The sequence below is a fragment of the Kineococcus terrestris genome (assembly GCF_041020755.1).
Lineage (GTDB): Bacteria > Actinomycetota > Actinomycetes > Actinomycetales > Kineococcaceae > Kineococcus > Kineococcus terrestris.
In genome coordinates this window covers 31,969-49,136 of sequence record NZ_JBEUEI010000021.1, presented here as the reverse complement: position 1 = coordinate 49,136, position 17,168 = coordinate 31,969, and the positions used below count along the sequence as shown (strand labels likewise).

General features: G+C 78.9%; 11 protein-coding genes. 7 read left to right on the top strand and 4 right to left on the bottom strand.

Features of this window, described 5'->3' with window-relative positions; genetic code table 11:
• Positions 1–25 precede the first annotated feature (25 nt).
• Positions 26–361, top strand: a complete 336-nt coding sequence (locus AB8M62_RS13530; RefSeq protein WP_369069911.1) for a bifunctional 3-phenylpropionate/cinnamic acid dioxygenase ferredoxin subunit — start codon at positions 26–28, stop codon at positions 359–361.
• A gap of 15 nt (positions 362–376) precedes the next feature.
• On the opposite strand, the gene AB8M62_RS13525 is transcribed toward AB8M62_RS13530, so the two are convergent.
• Positions 377–2,455 (bottom strand): chorismate-binding protein, encoded by a 2,079-nt coding sequence (locus tag AB8M62_RS13525; protein ID WP_369069910.1) that lies wholly within the window; start codon positions 2,453–2,455, stop codon positions 377–379.
• A 211-nt stretch (positions 2,456–2,666) separates the two neighbouring features.
• Here AB8M62_RS13525 and AB8M62_RS13520 point away from each other — a divergent pair, with 211 nt between their 5' ends.
• Genes AB8M62_RS13520 through egtC form a run of 3 tightly spaced genes read left to right on the top strand, consistent with a single transcriptional unit; the run spans position 2,667 to position 5,938 of the window.
• The gene (locus AB8M62_RS13520) at positions 2,667–3,929 is read left to right on the top strand and encodes a glutamate-cysteine ligase family protein (protein WP_369069909.1); all 1,263 of its coding nucleotides are present in this window, start codon (positions 2,667–2,669) and stop codon (positions 3,927–3,929) included.
• Entirely contained in the window at positions 3,926–5,239 is a 1,314-nt protein-coding gene (gene egtB, locus AB8M62_RS13515) for an ergothioneine biosynthesis protein EgtB (protein ID WP_369069908.1), read from the top strand. Before AB8M62_RS13520 ends, egtB begins: the two co-directional genes overlap by 4 nt.
• Positions 5,240–5,938, top strand: coding sequence for an ergothioneine biosynthesis protein EgtC (gene egtC, locus AB8M62_RS13510; RefSeq protein ID WP_369069907.1), 699 nt, complete (start codon positions 5,240–5,242; stop codon positions 5,936–5,938).
• Here the strand turns inward: egtC and AB8M62_RS13505 are convergent.
• A complete protein-coding gene (locus AB8M62_RS13505; RefSeq protein WP_369069906.1) occupies positions 5,895–6,578 on the bottom strand; it encodes a TetR/AcrR family transcriptional regulator in 684 nt (227 codons plus the stop codon). The genes egtC and AB8M62_RS13505 overlap by 44 nt on opposite strands.
• Before the next feature lie 47 nt (positions 6,579–6,625).
• Here AB8M62_RS13505 and AB8M62_RS13500 point away from each other — a divergent pair, with 47 nt between their 5' ends.
• Positions 6,626–7,585, top strand: a complete 960-nt coding sequence (locus AB8M62_RS13500) for a DMT family transporter (protein WP_369069905.1) — start codon at positions 6,626–6,628, stop codon at positions 7,583–7,585.
• Here the strand turns inward: AB8M62_RS13500 and AB8M62_RS13495 are convergent.
• Entirely contained in the window at positions 7,566–8,942 is a 1,377-nt protein-coding gene (locus tag AB8M62_RS13495; RefSeq protein ID WP_369069904.1) for an L-serine ammonia-lyase, read from the bottom strand. The genes AB8M62_RS13500 and AB8M62_RS13495 overlap by 20 nt on opposite strands.
• 123 nt (positions 8,943–9,065) lie before the next feature.
• Between AB8M62_RS13495 and AB8M62_RS13490 the strand changes: the two genes are divergently transcribed.
• Positions 9,066–10,325 (top strand): NAD(P)/FAD-dependent oxidoreductase, encoded by a 1,260-nt coding sequence (locus tag AB8M62_RS13490; protein ID WP_369069903.1) that lies wholly within the window; start codon positions 9,066–9,068, stop codon positions 10,323–10,325.
• 102 nt (positions 10,326–10,427) lie between these two features.
• Positions 10,428–10,904, top strand: a complete 477-nt coding sequence (locus tag AB8M62_RS13485; protein ID WP_369054676.1) for an Lrp/AsnC family transcriptional regulator — start codon at positions 10,428–10,430, stop codon at positions 10,902–10,904.
• Here the strand turns inward: AB8M62_RS13485 and AB8M62_RS13480 are convergent.
• Complete coding sequence (locus AB8M62_RS13480; protein WP_369069902.1) at positions 10,865–16,906, bottom strand: Ig-like domain-containing protein; 6,042 nt, start codon at positions 16,904–16,906, stop codon at positions 10,865–10,867. The genes AB8M62_RS13485 and AB8M62_RS13480 overlap by 40 nt on opposite strands.
• Positions 16,907–17,168: the final 262 nt, after the last annotated feature.

Sequence of the window (17,168 nt, the reverse complement as noted above, 5' to 3'; positions counted from 1 at the left end):
CACCACCGACCCCGACGGGGGAGCCGTGCCAGCCCAGACCGGACCGAACGACGTCGTCGCCTGCGCCGTGGGCGACCTGCCGCCCGGTGAGGCGCTGCGCCTGGACCTGGACGTGCCCGTGTCGGTGTTCAACGACGAGGGCGAGTTCTACGCCCTCGACGACACCTGCTCGCACGCCGAGGCGTCGCTGGCGGAGGGTTACGTGGAGGACTGCGCGGTGGAGTGCCCCCTGCACGCCTCGGCGTTCGACCTGCGCACAGGGCGGCCCTCCGGCCCGCCCGCCGTCCGCCCGGTGCGCACGCACGCGGTGTCGGTCGTCGACGGTCAGGTCGTCGTGCACGTCGGCACGCCCCGCGCCTGACCCCCGCGTTCCACCTCAGCCCTCCAGCGGGCCCACCACGTCGAGGAAGGGGCGCGCCTTGACGAGCACCTCGGCGTGCTCGTCGGCGGCGTCGGACAGCTGGGTGACCGCTCCCCCGACCCCGTAGGTCAGCCGGCCGCCGTGGTGGACGAAGGAGCGGATCACCATGCCCAGCACGGCGGAGCCGTCGGCGCCGAGGACGCCGAGCACCCCGGAGTAGATTCCGCGGGGGGCGCCCTCGAGGCGGCGCAGCAGCTGCACGGTGCGCAGCTTGGGCGCGCCGGTCATCGACCCGCCGGGCAGCAGCGCGCGCACGCAGCGGACGGTGGGCACCTCCTCGGGCAGCTCCGCGGCGACGGTGCTGGTCATCTGGTGCGAGGCGGGGAAGGCGTGGACGCCGAACAGCTCCTCCACGCGCACGCTGCCGGGCACGGCGACGTGCGCGAGGTCGTGGCGCACGAGGTCGACGACCATGAGGTTCTCGGCGCGGTCCTTCTCCGAGGCGGCCAGCTCGGCGCGCAGCCGCGCGTCCTCGACCGGGTCGGCCCCGCGCGGGCGGGTTCCCTTCATGGGGCGGCTGCGGGCGGTGCGGGTGCCCGTGGCGGGGTCGGGCACGACGTCCAGGAAACCCTCCGGCGACAGGCTGACCACGCTCGTGCCGGGGCAGCGCACGACGCCCGCGGACGGCACGGGCCGCTCGGCGACGAGGGCGCGCAGGACGCGCTCGGCCGCGAACTCCCCCACCTCGGCGGACAGCGCCGTCGTCAGGCACAGCTCGTAGGACTCCCCGCGCCGGATGAGCTCGTGGCAGGCGCCGACGAGGTCCAGGTACTCCGCGCGCCCGTGCCGCGCGCGCGGCCCGTCCCCGCCCACCCGCACGCCGTGGCCGGGCGGGACGGGCGGTGGGGGCGCGCTCAGCAGCGCGGCGGCCTCGACGGTGAAACCCCCGGCGCCCTCCCCCAGGGCCAGCAGGTGCACCTCGCCGCTGCGGTGGTCGAACTCCACGACGCGGTCGCCGAACACCCAGACCGCGTCGGGGGTGGCGGCGAACCCGGCGGGCGGGTCGAGGTCGGCGCAGGCGGCCTCGTAGCCGAGGAACCCGACGAGTCCCGGGTGGCCGGGCACCTCGGGCAGCCGGGCGCAGGCGCGCTCCAGCCACTCCACGGCGCTCAGGTGCTCGCCCACCACGGCGCCGGCCCGCTCGACGTCGACCCGCGGGAGGGCGTCGTCCGCGCGCGCCCACCAGCCGGCGTCCCCGGCGACGGCCACCGAGACCGAGCGCCCGCAGCGGCCGAAACCTTCCTCGTCACCGGCCAGGCAGGCGGCCACGGGGGCGCCGGAGAACAGCACCTCGTGGGCCAGCGCGGGCGTCCAGCCGGGCGCGGGCCGCACGGTGCGGCGGGCGACGGGACCAGTGACGACCTCCCGCGGACCGTTGCGCGGCAACGGGTCCGGCACCTGGAGGGCGGGGACCGCCACCCGGCCGGCGTCCGTGCCGCACCGCGCGGTGAACGCGCGCAGCAGCTCCCGCCCGGCGCGGGAGCTGACCGACTCGGGGTGGAACTGCACGCCGTACCAGGGCCGCTCGCGGTGGTGCAGCGCCATGACCTCCCCGTCGGCGGTCCAGGCGTCGACGACGAGGTCCGGGCCGGGGTCGGTGACGACGAGGGAGTGGTAGCGCACGGCCTCCAGCGGCCCGGGCAGCCCGGCGAACAGGCCGTCCCCGCGGTGGTGGACGGGCCAGACGCGGCCGTGGACGGGTTCGTGCGCGGGGCCGACGGTGCCGCCGGCCGCGGCGGCGATCGCCTGGTGGCCCAGGCACACGCCGAGCACCGGCACGCGCGCGGCGGCCAGGACGGCCGAGCAGTGGCCCAGGTCGGTGGGCACGTGCGGGGACCCCGGGCCCGGGGACAGGACGACCCCGTCGTGGTCGTCGAGGTCGGCGAGGGAGAAGCCGGGGTCGTCGTTGGCGACGACGCGGGGGCGCACGCCGGTGACCTCGTGCAGCAGCTCGACGAGGTTCCAGGTGAACGAGTCGTAGTTGTCGACGACCAGCAGCCGCGGCCCGTCCCCCGCCGCCCGCACCTCCCGCACGCCGTCCATCGTCGCGCACCGCGCCGCCCCCGCGGGTCCACCGGCCCGCGGCGGGCGGCCGGAGCGACCAGCCGGAGGCCCGGCCGGGCGCGCTCGGAGGGCCTTGCCGGTGCCGGGAGCGCGTGCCAGGCTCGCGACGAGGCCACCACCGGTGGTCCCACGCCGACCCGCGGCTCCCCCAGGAGCCGGTCCGGACCTGGAAGGGGCCCCCGTGTCAGCGACGTCCTCCCTCGAGCGGTCGCCCGGTGACGGGGCGGTGGAGCACGACACCCCCCTCGACGTCGACCGCGTCCTCGCGCACGTCACCGCCGGCGCCCTGCGCGAGGGGCCGGTGGGCTCCGTCGGCCTGGAGCTCGAGCGGCACGCCGTGGACGTGCGCGAGCCCGGCCGCCGCGTCGCCTGGGACCGTCTCACCGGCGCGCTGCGCGGGGTGGTCCCGGTCGCCGGCAGCCGCGTCACCCTGGAACCGGGCGGTCAGGTCGAGCTGTCGGGCCCGCCGCTGCCGGGGGCGGCGGCCGCCGTGGAGGCGCTGCGCCGCGACGCCGCGCAGGTGGACGCGGTCCTCGCCGCCGACGGCATCGCCCTGCTGAGCACCGGCACCGACCTCGTGCGCGCTCCCGAGCGCGTCAACCCCGCGTCCCGGTACGCGGCGATGGCCGGGCACTTCGCCGCCGTCGGCCACGCCGCGGACGGCGCCGCCATGATGTGCTCCACCGCCTCGCTGCAGGTCAACCTCGACGCCGGTCCCGCCCACCGCTGGCCGCACCGGCTGGCGCACCTGCACCGGCTGGTGCCGGCCCTCGCGGCCCTGGGCGCCTGCAGCCCGCTGCTCGCCGGCCGCGCCGACGGCACCCGCTCCACCCGCCAGGGCGTGTGGCGCCGCCTCGAGCCCGGCCGCTGCACCCGCCCCGCCGCCGGCCCCGGCGGCACCGGCGGTCCCGCCGGCGCCGACCCCGCGGGGGCGTGGGCCGCGTTCGCGCTCGCCGCCCCCGTGATGCTCGTGCGCGACGACGCGGGCGCCTGCCGCGCGGTGCGGGAGCCGGTCAGCCTGGCCGACTGGGCGAGCGGGCGCCGGCCGCTGGGTGGACGGGCACCCACCGCCGCCGACGTCGACCTGCACCTGAGCACCCTGTGGCCGCCGGTGCGGCTGCGCGGTTTCCTCGAGCTGCGCGTCCTGGACACCCTGCCCGCCGCCTGGTGGCCCGGCCTGGCCGCCGTGGTGGCCGCCGTCGTCGACGACGAGGGCGCCGCCGACGCGGCCGCCGCCGTCGTGGACGCGTGCGGTCGCGACACCGCCCGCGCCGCACGCGGCCTCCTGGACGCCGCCCTGCCCGCCGTGCCCGGCGCCCTGCGCGGGTGCGTCGAGGCGTGGGCCGACCTGCTCGACGCCGGGCGCCACCCGGCCGACCTCGTCCTGGACCGGGCCCGCCGCAGCGGCCCGGCCGCCTGCCCGACCGCGGAGGAGCTGCGATGACCGGTGCACCGACGGACACCCCGCCCGGGGCGCGGGGTCTCGGGGCGGCCCTGGCCGCCCTGGAGTCCGCGCGCCGCGCCACCCTGGCCCTCGCGGACGCGGACGACGCGGAGCTGACCGCCCAGCACTCCCCGCTGATGAGTCCGCTCGTGTGGGACCTCGCCCACGTCGGCCAGCAGGAGGAGCACTGGCTGCTGGGGGTCGCCGACCCGGGCCGCGACCCCGTCTTCCACCCGGCGGTCGCCTGCCTCTACGACGCCTTCGAGCACCCCCGCGCCACCCGGACGCTGCTGCCGCTGCTGGACCCGGCCGCCTCCCGCCGCGCCCTCGCCGAGGTGCGCGGGCGCGTCCTGGACGCGCTGGAGCGCGCCCGGCCCGACGACGGGCACTTCCCCGCCGGCATGGTCGCCCAGCACGAGTTCCAGCACGGCGAGACCATGCTCGCCACGCACAACCTGCGCGCCGGCGACCCGCTCCTGGTCCCCACCCCCGTCCCGCCGGGCCGGCTCGTGCCCGCCGACGCCGTCCTCGTCCCGGCCGGCCCGTTCCCCCTGGGCGCCGACCCCGCCGCCGAACCCTGGGCGCTGGACAACGAGCTGCCCCAGCACGAGGTGCACGTGCCCGCGTTCCGCATCGCCCGCGTCCCCGTCACCAACGGCGAGTGGTCCGGGTTCGTCGCCGCCGGCGGCTACGACGACCCGCGGCTGTGGACCGCCGAGGGCTGGGCCCACCGCGGCGAGCAGGGGTTGCGGGCACCGATGGCGTGGGAACCCGACGGCGCCGGGTGGTGGACGCAGCGGCGGTTCGGCGCCGTGCGGGCCGTCGACCCCGCAGAACCCGTGCAGCACGTGGACTTCCACGAGGCGCAGGCGTACGCGCGCTGGGCGGGCGCGCGGCTGCCCACCGAGGTGGAGTGGGAGAAGGCCTGCGTGTGGGACCCCGCCGCCGGCCGGCGGCGGCGCTGGCCGTGGGGGTCGGGGCCCGCGACGCCGGCGCGCGCGAACCTCGGCGGCACCGCGCTCGGGCCCGCCCGCGTCGGCGCCTACCCCGCGGGCGCCTCCGCGTACGGCGTCGAGCAGATGATCGGCGACGTGTGGGAGTGGACGAGCTCCGTCTTCGCCCCCTGGCCGGGTTTCTCGACGATGCTGTACGCCGACTACTCCGCCCCGTTCTTCGACGGCCGCTACCGCGTGCTGCGCGGCGGCGCGTGGTCGACGGCAGCCGACGCGGTGCGCCCCTCGTTCCGCAACTGGGACCTCCCGGTCCGGCGGCAGATCTTCACGGGTCTGCGCCTGGCCTGGGACGCCTGAGTGTGCCGCCACCTCGCCTGGCTGGGGGTCCCCCGGACGCTGGCGGAACTCCTGCTGGAACCCCGGCACGGCCTGCTGCACCAGAGCTGGGAACCGCGCCGGCAGGCGCACGGCACCGTCAACGCCGACGGCTGGGGCGTCGGCTGGTACAGCCCCGCCGGTCCGGAACCCGCCCGCTGGCGCTCCTCGCGGCCGATGTGGGCGGAGGCGTCGCTGACGTCCGTCGCCCCGCACGTCGCCTCCGGCTGCGTGCTCGCCGCGGTGCGCGACGCCACCGTCGGCATGCCCGCCGACGAGAGCGCCTGCGCCCCCTTCGCGCGCGGGCGCTGGCTGCTGTCCCACAACGGCGTCGTGGACCGCGCCGTCCTGCCCGCGGGGGCGTGGGCGGACGCGGAGTCCGTGTGCGACAGCGCGGTCCTCGCCGCGCACCTGCTCGCCGCCCCGCAGGAGCTGGCCGGGCGGGTGGCCGCGGCCGGGGCCGCCGACCCCGCCGCGCGCCTGAACGTCCTGGCCACCGACGGCGAGCGCCTCGTCGCCACCGCATGGGGCGACACCCTCAGCGTCCTGACCACCGCCGACGGGGTCGCCGTCGCGAGCGAACCGTGGGACGACGACCCCGCCTGGCGCGACGTGCCCGACCGCACCCTCGTCACCGTCACGCCGGGAGGTGTGGAGCTGACCCCGCTGGAGGTCCCGTGAGCACCGCCGGCCGGTCCGCCGCGGCCAGCAGCGCGCGGGCCGCCTCGCGCGCCGAGCGCGGGGCGTCGCGGTCCCCGCCGGCGGTCATCGTCACCATCGCCCCCTCGTGCAGCAGGTGCAGCTGGGCGCCCAGCCGCCCGTCACCGGCGAGGTCGACGAAGAAGCGGCGCATCCACGCCTTCTCGGCGCGCACGACGGGCACGGCCGGGTGGTCGGTGCCGCCGACCTCGGCGTAGGCGTTGACGAACGCGCAGCCGCGCTCCTGCGCGCCCATCCAGTCCTCGACGGCGTCGAAGGCGGCGAGCACGCGGTCGGCGGGCGCGGGTCCGGCGGCCTCGACGCGGGTGAGCAGGTGCCGGCGCCAGCGGTGGGCGCGGCGCAGCAGGTAGAGGGCGACGAGCGCGTCCTTGGACCCGAAGCGGTCGTAGAGGGTCTTCTTCGTCGTCCCGGCGGCCTCGGCGATGAGGTCGACCCCGACGGCGCGCACCCCGCGGGCGTAGAACAGCTCGCTGGCGGCGTCGAGCAGCCGCGTCCCGGCGGGGGTCAGCTCCGGCAGCGGTTCCAGCACGGGCGCCACGTCCGCACCCACCACGTCGACCACGTCCACCCGCTCGACCTCCACCCGCCCATCGTCGCTCACGACCGCTGCACTGCGCAGTATACCGACCGGTGTGGTTACCTGGGACGGTGACCGCTCAGGACACCACCTCGGCACCCCCCGACCGGGCTGCGACCGGGTCCCCCGGCCGGCGCTCGCGCGACCTGCTGCTCGGCGCCGGTCTCGTCGTCTGCTGGAGCTCCGGCTTCATCGGCGCCGAGCTCGCCGCTCCCCACGCCCCGCCGGCCACCACCCTGGCCTGGCGCTACCTGCTGACCACCGTCCTGCTGACCCCCTGGCTCGTCCGCGCCGCGCGCACCTGGGGCCCGCGGCTGCGCCCCGCGGACGTCCTGCGCCAGGTCGCCCTCGCCCTGCTCAGCCAGGTCGGCTACCTCGCGGGCGTCTTCGCCGCCGTCTCCGCGGGCGTCCCGGCCGGCACGACGGCGCTCGTCGCCGCGCTCCAGCCGGCCCTCGTGGTGCTGCTGGTGGCGCTGACGAGCCGGCGCGCGGTGGGCAGCCGCCGCCTGGTGGGCCTGGTCGTGGGCACGGCCGGCGTGGCCGTCGTCGTCTCCGGGGACCTGCGCGCCGGCGCCTTCGGCGGTGCGGCGGTCCTCCTGCCGGTGGCCGCCACCGCCTCCCTGGCCGTGGGCACCGTCCTGCAGCGGCGCTGGCCCGCGCCCGGCGGTCCCCTGACCACCCTGGCCGCGCACAGCGCCGTGAGCGCCGTCGCGTTCACCGCGTGGGCGCTGGCCACCGGGGCGCTGGTCCCGCCGCCGGTGCCCGGCTTCGCGGGCGCGGTGCTGTGGTCGGCGCTGCTGGCGGGCATCGGCGGGTACGGCACCTACGTCGCCGTCGTGCGCCGCTCGGGCCCGGCCCGGGCCAGCACCCTGCTGTGGCTGACGCCGCCGGTCACGGCCCTGTGGGCGTGGGCGGTCTTCGGCGACCCGCTGCGCCCGGCCACCCTCGTCGGCCTCGCCGTCTGCGCGGCCGCCGTCGTCGTGTTCGGCCCCGCGCGCGAGGAGGGTGCCGTCAGCACTCCACGACGTTGAGGGCCAGCCCGCCGCGGGAGGTCTCCTTGTACTCCTCCTTCATGTCGGCGCCCGTCTGCCGCATCGTGCGCACCGCGTCGTCCAGGCTCACGTGGTGCCGGCCGTCCCCGCGCAGCGCCATCCGCGCCGCCGTCACGGCCTTCACCGCCCCCACCGCGTTGCGCTCGATGCACGGGATCTGCACGAGCCCGCCCACCGGGTCGCACGTGAGGCCGAGGTTGTGCTCGATGCCGATCTCGGCGGCGTTCTCCACCTGCTCCGGGGTGCCGCCGAGGACCTCCGCCAGCCCCGCGGCGGCCATCGCGCACGCCGACCCGACCTCCCCCTGGCAGCCGACCTCGGCGCCGGAGATCGAGGCGCCCTCCTTGACGACCACCTCGACCGCGGCCGCGGCGAGCAGGAACCGCACGACCCCGTCCTCGTCGGCGCCCGGCACGTGCCGCAGGTAGTGGTGCAGCACGGCCGGCACGATCCCGGCGGCGCCGTTGGTGGGGGCGGTGACCACGCGCCCGCCCGCGGCGTTCTCCTCGTTGACGGCGATCGCCCACAGCCCCACCCACTCCAGGGCGCGCAGCGGGTCGGTCCCCTCCGGCTCGGCGAGCAGCCGCTCGCGCAGGGCCGCCGCGCGCCGGCGCACCCGCAGGCGGCCCGGCAGGGTGCCCGTGGCGCGCTCACCGCGGGCCACGCACTCGCGCATGACCTCCCACACCGCCAGCACGCCCGCGCGCACCTGCTCCTCGCTGCGGCCGCGGGCCACCTCGTTCGCCATGACGACGTCGCTGACCCGCAGCCCCGTGCGGGCGGTGACCTCCAGCAGCTCCGCGCCCGTGCTGAACGGGTGCGGCACCGGCGTCGGGTCCGCCAGCAGCGTCTCGCGGTCCGTCTCGTCCTCGTCGAGGACGAACCCGCCGCCCACCGAGTACCAGGTGCGCCGCTGCACCAGCGCCCCCGAGCCGTCGAGCGCCTCGAACACCATGCCGTTGGCGTGGAACGGCAGCCGCGCGCGCCGGTGCAGCACGACGTCGTCGTCGACGGAGAACGCGACGGGGTGCCGGCCCGCCAGCGGCAGCCGCCCGGAGGTGCGCACGGCCTCCACGAGCGGGCCGGCCGCGTCCGGGTCGACCAGCTGCGGCTGCTCCCCCGCCAGGCCCAGGACGACCGCGGGCACCGTGCCGTGCCCGTGGCCGGTGGCGCCCAGGGAGCCGTACAGCTCGCAGCGCACCCGCGCGGTGCGCTCCAGGTCCTCCGCGGCGGCCAGGCGCTCGGCGAAGGCGTGCGCCGCCCGCATGGGGCCCACCGTGTGGGAGCTGGAGGGCCCGATGCCGATGGTGAAGAGGTCGAAGACGCTGGTCGTCACGACCGGCACCCCCCGTCGTCGCGCGCTGCCGCCGCCGGTGCGGCCGGCGGTCCGGCCCCAGGCTCTCACCGGCGCGCGCCGCCCGGGGAGGTGGTCCCGGGCGGCCTGGGGGATGCTGCCGGGGTGCCGCAGCTGCGCCGGGTCGTCGTCGTGGGGGCCTCGCTGGCGGGGCTGTGGAGCGCGCGGGCGCTGCGCGCGGAGGGCTTCGACGGCGACCTCGTGGTCGTCGGCGCCGAGCCGCACGCCCCCTACGACCGCCCACCCCTGTCCAAGGGCGTCCTGCTGGGCACGAGCGGCCCGGCGGACCTGGCGCTGGCCGAGGACGGCGACGAGGACCTGGGCGTGGACTGGCGGCTGGGCGTGCCCGCGGCCGGCCTGGACACCGACGCCCGCGCCGTCCTGCTGGCCGACGGCGGGGAGCTGCCCGCGGACGGCGTCGTCGTGGCGACGGGCGCGCGGGCGCGGCGCCCGCCGGGCCTTCATGACGCGGGCGCGCTGCCGGCCGGCGTCCACGTGCTGCGCACGCTGGAGGACGCCACCGCCCTGGCGGGCGAGCTGCGGCCGGGCAGGCACCTCGCCGTCGTCGGCGGCGGGCTGCTGGGCGGGGAGGTCGCCGCGGCGGGCCGCGCCCGCGGGCTGGAGGTGACCGTCCTGGACCGCGGCGACGCCCCGGTCCGCGGGGTCTTCGGCGCGCGCGTCGGCGACGCCGTCGCCCGCCGGCACACCGCGGCGGGCGTGCGCTGGCGCACCGGCGCGGCCGTCACCGGGGTGGGGACCGGCGCGGGCGGCGCCCCCGAGGTGCGGCTGGCCGGTGGCGAGGTCGTGGCCGCCGACGTCGTCGTCGCGGCCGTGGGCGCCGACCCGGCGACGGACTGGCTGCGGGACGCGCGGGTGGCGGGCGCCGACCGGGAGGCCGTCGAGCTGGCCGACCCCGCGCTCGGCGTGGTGACCGACGACCGGGGCGCCACGGCGGCGCCCTGGCTGGTGGCCGTCGGCGACGCGGCCGCCGTGCGGGGCCCGGACGGCCGGGCGCGCCGCGAGGAGCACTGGACGCCCGCGGTGGAGCGCCCCGCGGTGGCCGCGCGCACGCTGCTGTCGGGCGGCGCCTCCACGGACCGCTTCGGCGCGGTGCCGTACGTGTGGTCGGACCTGCGCTGGTCGGGCGCGGACGCGCCGGACCCGCTCGCGGTGCGCGTGCAGCTGGCCGGGCGCCCCGAGCCCGGCGACGAGGAGAGCCTCGTCGAGGGCGGGCCCGAGGAGGGGCCGCTGGTGGCCGCCTGGCACCGCGACGGGCGGCTGACGGCGGTCGCGGCGCTGTCCTCGCCGCGCACCTTCGGCCGGCTCCGGCGCGAGCTGCGGCGGGCGGCGGCGACCACCGGCTGACCCCGCCGCACGGCTCCCGGCGCCCCCGCGCACCGTCCGTGCACAGCAGGTACCGCGCGCCGTGCGCACATCGTCGGCGGGCACCGCCCCGCGTGCGACAGGATGTCGCCCGTGCGCCGCCTCGACACCATCGACGCCCGGATCCTCCTCGCCCTCGACGAGGACCCGCGGGCCACGGTGCTCGGCCTGTCCCGCCAGCTGCAGCTCGCCCGCGGCACGGTGCAGGCCCACCTGGAGCGGCTGGAGACCGACGGCGTGCTGCACCGCTTCTCCCGCCGGCTGGCACCGGCCGCGCTGGGCTTCTCGGTCTCCGCGTTCGTGATGATCGAGATCCAGCAGGGTCGGCAGGAGGAGACGCTGGCGCAGCTGCGCGAGACGCCCGAGGTGCTGGAGGTCCACGGCATCACCGGCGACGGCGACCTCATGTGCCGGGTCGTGGCCCGCGACGCCGAGGACCTGTACCGCGTCGGGCAGTGCCTGCTCGCCATCCCGGGCGTGGTGCGCACCCGGACCTCCCTGGCGATGCGCGAGCTCGTCCCCTACCGGATCGACCCCCTGCTGTCGGACCTCGCCGACTGACGGGGCGGCCTGACCGGCTGACGGGCCCGCCGGCCCGAGGCAGGCAATCGGTCGCGCGGTCCCCCGCGCGGTCCGGCGGCCCGGGGCCGCGCGGCTGGACGTGACCCCGGGGCGCGCAGGCCGTCCAGACCGGCCAGCGCGTCCTCGGCGTGCCAGCGCCGCGGTGCCGGCCCGCGGTCCCGACGCCGCCCGTCCCCGTCCCTCCCGGTGGGGGCGGGCGCCGGACCGGCGGCCCGCGCCGCGGCCGGCGCGACCGCGGCCGGCGCGGAGCCCCCGCGGCGCGCGATGAGCAGCGCGCCGAGGCCGGCCACCAGCAGCACCAGGCCGGTCACGGCGACGCTCAGGTCGGCGCCGGTGCGCGCCAGGCGCGACGGCGTCCTCGACGCGGTGGCCGCGCCGCCCGTCCCCGCGGTGGTCGCCGGGGTGCGGGCCGTCGCGGTGCCGGCCGTCGCGGTGCCGGCACCGCCCGTCCCCCGGCCCACCGACGTCACCGGGAGGACCGGTCCGCGGACGGGCGCGCCCGCACCGGGTGCGGAGGTGCCGCCCGCACCCGCCCCGGGCGCGGTGCCGGTGCCCGGAGGTCCGGAGGTCGGCGGGGTGGTCACCGGTGGCGCAGCCGGGTCGGTCGGCGCCGGGGCGGGGTCGGTCGGGGACGCCGCGCCGAGGACGGTGATCGTGCGGGTCCCGCTGCGGCTGGTCCCGCCGCCGGGGCCCTCGACGACCTGGGTGGCCGTCAGCCGCACGGGGCCGTCGGGCAGGTCGGCCGACGGCACGAGGCTCCAGGTGCCGTCCGCCGCCGCGGTGGCGACGCCGAGCGTGGCGCCGGAGGCGTCGCGCACCACCACGGTGGCGCCGGGGTGACCCGTTCCGGACACCGCCGGGCGCCGGTCGGCGACCCGCTGACCCTCGGCCGGTGCCGTGATGACGACCGGCTGCACCACGGGCGCCGCGCTGCCGCCGGTGTCGGCGCGCAGGACGCGGACCGTCTGCGACATCGACTGGCGGTTCTCCGGCGCGTCGTCCTCGCCGTCGAGCAGCGCGGCGCCGGCGGACAGCAGGCGGACCCCGCCCTGCGTCCGCGCACCGGCCACCGCGGACGTCTGGCCGCGGCGCCACGCGATGTCCTGCAGCGCGACGACCCAGGTCAGGCCACCGGCGTGCGGGACCCCGACCACGCTCCACGTGCCGTCGGCGCGCACCACGGCGGTGAGCGGCGCGTCGTCCTCGTGGTTGGTGCGCAGGGAGACGCGGCCGCCGGGCTCACCGGTCCCCGTGACGGTGATGGCGTCGCCCTCGTCGACCCACGAGTAGTCCACAGGCGTGGTGATCTCCACGGGCACGGGCGAGCCGGCGTCGACGACGAGCGTCGTGGTGTTCGACGCGACGTCGGCGGAGCCCGTGCGCTGGGTGGCGACGACCCGGTGCGGACCCGCCGCCAGCGGCTCGGTGAGCTTGACGTTCCACAGGCCCACGGTGGTGCCGGTGGCGGCCGGGCCGACGACCACCGTCCCGACGACGGCGCCGTCGACGCGCAGCGTGAGGGTCGAGCCCGGCTGGCCGTGCCCCGAGACGGTCGGGCGGCGCTTCGGTGTCACGGTGCCGTCGACCGGTCCGGTGATGACCGGCGCGACCGCGCCCCCGGCGGTGACGGTGACCGCGCTGGCCGCCGAGGTCCTCGAGGGGCCCGTGGGCTCCAGCTGCTCGGCCGTCAGGACGTGCCGGCCGGGGGTGAAGGGCGCCGACGGCGCGAGGGAGAAGTTGCCTGCCGCGTCGGTGACGATGCGCCCCAGGACACGGGTGCCGTCGCGCACGACGACCATCGCGCCCGGCTGGCCGCGGCCGAAGATCGTCACGTTCGGGTCGCCCGTGGTGGTGCCGTCGAGCGGGTGGAGCAGGACCGGGTCGCGGCGCGGCGCGGTCGGCGTGGCGGTCGGGGTGACGGTCACCGTCACCGTGGGGGTGGGGGTGCTCGTCGGCGGCGTGGTGACCGGCGGCGCGCTCGTCGGCGGCGTGGTCACGGGCGGCGTCGTGACCGGCGGCGCGCTCGTCGGCGGCGTGGTCACCGGCGGCGTCGGCTCGTCCGTGGGGACCGGCGGCGTCGGCCGGTCCGTGGGCACCGGGGAGGTCGGGTCCGGCGTCGGGTCCGGGCTCGGGGTGCCGATCGCCAGCACCAGGACGGTGACGGGCGCCGAGGGCGCGGACGTGTTCCCGGTGGGGTCCGTCTGGACGGCCTCGACGGTCGTGCGCAGCTCGACGAGGACGGTCGCGGGCCCGGGGCGCACGCGGACAGTCCACGTGCCGTCGGCGGCGACGGTGGTGCGCCCGAGGACGCCGGAGGTGCCGGCGTCGCGCAGGACGAGCGCGGCTCCGGGCTCGCCCGAGCCGGAGACGGGGTAGGCGCCGTCCCGGTCGAGGACGACGCCGGCGACCAGGCGAGCCGTGCCGGTGATCACCGGCGGCTCGGGGCTCGCGGTGTCCAGCACGAGGGTCACCGGGGCGCTCAGCGGGGAGACGGTGCCGAGGGGGCTGGTGAGGCGGGCGCGCAGCTCGTGCTCGCCGTCGCCCACGGTCCCGGGCAGCTGGGCGGTCCACGCGCCGTCCACGACGTCGGTCGTGGCCACGACGAGGTCGTCGACGAGGACCTCGACGATGCCGTCCTCGGCGGCCGTCCCGGTCACGGTGCGGTCGCCGGCCGGCGTGCGGTCGCGCGGGGAGGTGATCACGGGGGCCGGCGGTTGGTGGGTGTCCACGGTGAACCGCACGTCGGCGGGGGCGGAGACGTTGCCGGCGCGGTCCACCTGGACGACGGTCCAGACGACGGGGCCGTCGGCGGTGCCCGCGGGCACGGCGACGTCGGGGAACGCCCACGCGCCGGTGACGTCCGCGGTGGTCTCGCGCAGCGGGGTGCCGTCGGCACCGCGCAGCACGACCCGGGCGCCGGGCTCGGCGCCGGTGCCGGAGACCGCCTCCACGACGGTGGTGACGGCGGTGCCGGTGGTGGGCCGCTCGACGGTCAGCGGGCCCGGCGCGGTGCGGTCGACCTCGACGCTCGTGGTGGCCGGCGGGGAGACCGGGCCGCCCACCGTCTGCACGGCGGTGACGACGTGGAGGCCGTCGGCCAGGTCGAGCGCGGCGGACCACCTCCCGCCGGGGCCGGCCGTCACGGTGTCGGTGGCGGTGCCGGAGGTGACGGTGACCCGCGCTCCGGGGACGCCGGCGCCGGAGACGGCGACGGGCGCGTCGCGCGTGACGGTGCCGGCGACGGGCGTGTCGACGGTGACGGCGCCGGGCAGCGGCCGGAAGACCACGGTCAGCGAGACGGGGGCCGACTCCTTCCCGTAGGGGCTGACGGCGCGCGCGGTGAAGGTGGTCCCGCCGGTGTGCGGGCCGACGGCGATCGCCCAGGTGCCGCGCTCGTCGGCGAGGGTCCAGCCCTCCGCCGCGCCGGACAGCTCGACGCGGGCGCCCGGGGCGGCCGTGCCGCGCAGGACGGCGCTGGTGCCGTCGACGGTGGAGCCGCCCGCGGGGTCGGTGAACACCGGCGGCTCGGGCGCCCGCTCGGCGCCCGTGTCGACCCTGACGAGGACCGGGGCGCCGGTGGGGCCGGGGGCGCCGGCCACCTCGTGGGTGCCGGTGACGGACCAGGTGCCGTCGCCGAGCACGAGGTCCACCAGGAGGCTGCCGTCGGCGGCGACCGGCACGCCGGCGGCCTCCACGGGCGCACCGGTGGTGCCGGGGGCGGGGACGGCGCGCACCCGGACGGTGCCGGTGCTCGTGGCGGTCCAGGGCAGCACGCGGCCGCTGACGCGCGCGGTCGTGGTGGGGAAGGCGCCGTCCGGCGGGTCGAGCGCGACCACGCCGAGCCCGGCGAGCGGGTCCAGGACGGGGGGCGTGACGGTGTAGCCGACGCGGGTGGCCGGCGAGGTGTTCTGCGCCCGGTCGGTCTGGGCGACCTCCAGGGCGTGGGCGCCGGTCGCGTCCGCGGGCAGGCCGCCCAGGACCCAGTGGCCGGTGCCGTCGACGACCGCCGTCCCGACCGCGGTCCCGTCGAGCAGGACGCGGACCGTGGCGCCCGGCTCGCCGCGGCCGGTGACGGTCGTGGGCGCGAGGGGCAGGTCGGCGCCGTCCTGCGGGGTGAGGACCTCCGGCGCGTCCGGCACCCGCGTGTCGACGACGACGGTGTGCGCGGTGGCGGCGGAGACGTTGCCCGCGCGGTCGACGGCGGTCGCGGTGAGGGTCGTCGGTCCCTCGGGCAGCGCGGTGCCGGCCGGCCAGGTCAGCGTCCAGACGCCGGCGCCGTCGGCGCGGAACGGCCCGAGGACCTGCCCGCCGACCTCGACGAGGACGTCGGCACCGGGCTCGGCGGTGCCCGTGACGACGGGCCGGTCGGTGCTCACGGGCGCCAGCGGGGCCGTGACCACGGGCGGCTGGGGGGCGTCGGCGTCGAGGGTGCGGACCCACTCGGCGCTGCGGCCGGACGCGTTGCCGGCGGCGTCGACGGCGACGGCCACCAGCGCGGTGCGCCCGGCGGGCAGGACGACGTCGACGCTCCACGTGCCGTCGGGGCGGGTGCGCGCGGTGGTGAGCTCGGACCCGTCGGGGCGCAGCAGCCGGACGAGGCTCGAGGGCTCCGCGGTGCCCTGGAGGGTCGTGCCCGCGGTGCGCACGTGCAGGTCGGTGGGCGTGGTGATGCCCGGGACGCCGGGGGCGAGCGTGTCGACGGTGACGGTGACGGCGCCCGAGGGCGGCGAGCGGTCGCCGGAGGCGTCGAGCACGGCGGTCAGGCGGGTCGGGCCGTCCCGGCCGAGCAGGACGGGCATCGTCCAGGTGCCGTCGGCGGCGACGGTGGCGGTGCCGAGCGGGACGTCGTCGCCGACGACGGTGACCCGGTGGCCCGCGGCGCCGTCCGCGGTCCCGGACACGGTGAGCGCGCGGGTGCCGCGCAGCTGGTCGGCGGCGGGGTCGGTGATGCGCGGTGCGGGCAGGCCGCAGTCCACGCCGCCGGTCGGGGCGGTCGCGGAGACGGACAGGGGGTAGAGGCGGACGTGGGCGGTGGCCGGGCCGGAGACGACGCGGACGTCGAGGAGGCCCGCCGTGCTCGCGGAGGCGGTGCTGCCGGAGGACGTCCGGGTGACGGGGTTCAGCCGCAGCTTCACGGCGCCCAGCAGCAGGCTGAGCTCCGAGCCGTCCGCCCGCAGCGTGCGGGTCGTCCCCCCGGCGGTGACGGCGACGTCGCTGACGGCGTGGCTGACCTCGGGGGTTCCCGTGCCCGTGGAGGTCGCCCGGACCACCTGCTGCGGCAGGGTGAACCGCACCGCGCCGTCGAGGAGGCTGACGGACGCGGGGTCGGTGGTGACCGTGGACCGGACGGCCCGCGCGCTGCCCGTGCCCGCGAGGCCGCTCTCGCCGGTGGAGCGCAGCGCCCCGACCTCGACGAGACCGGGGACGACGAGCTCCGCGCTCTCGGACACCGTGCGGGACAGCGGCGTGGCGGCGGGCAGGCAGACGGAGTCACCGGCCCAGCGGGCGTTCGCGGTGCCGCGGACGGTGCCGAGGCCGACGAGCCCGGCGACGTCGACGTCGACGCCCCCGGTCGCCGGCGCGGGGTTGTCCTGCGGCCCGCTCTGGCGGGCGAGGTCCGCGGGGACGGTGAGCCCGCCGAGGACCGTGGTGCTCAGGGCGCCGACGCGGGCGGTGGTCCGCTCGGGCAGCAGCGTGCCCGCCTGCGCCGAGGCGGGAGCCACGGCGAGGCCGGCCAGGGGCACGAGACCCAGGAGGTCCGCGTCGACGACGGCCGCCGACGCGGTGGTCGACGCGCTGAAGGGCCGCGACCGGTCACCGGGCGTCGCGGCGGCGCCCGTCGCCGCGGGCACGAGGAGACCGGCGCCGACGGTGGCGGCGAGCAGACCGGTGAGCGCCCGGCGGGCCCGCGGGCCGAGGACGTCCCGGGCGGGGCGCGGCAGGCGCAGCACCAGGGCGCGGGGGTTCCGCTCACCGTTCACGACCACCACTCCTCGACGCCCCCGGGCGCCGTACGGCACCGCTCAGCGACCGCTCGGAGCGGCAATCGCTAGTGATGACTAGAAGGGGCAGCTAGTCATCGTTAGTGGTTCGTCGGCCGCGCGGTGGACCACCTGGAGGATGGTTGAGCGCGCGACCGGCCCGTCGACGATCGGACCCCTCCGTTGGGGGACAACGACTTCCGACCCTCCAGCACCCCGTCCCCCGGCGGGGGGCCGCGGGTCGCCGCCGTGGACGGCCGGG

Excerpts from the sequence above, each read along its gene's own strand:
- egtB (WP_369069908.1), top strand. The coding sequence starts at position 3,926 with ATGACCGGTGCACCGACGGACACCCCGCCCGGGGCGCGGGGTCTCGGG.
- AB8M62_RS13485 (WP_369054676.1), top strand. The coding sequence starts at position 10,428 with ATGTCGCCCGTGCGCCGCCTCGACACCATCGACGCCCGGATCCTCCTC.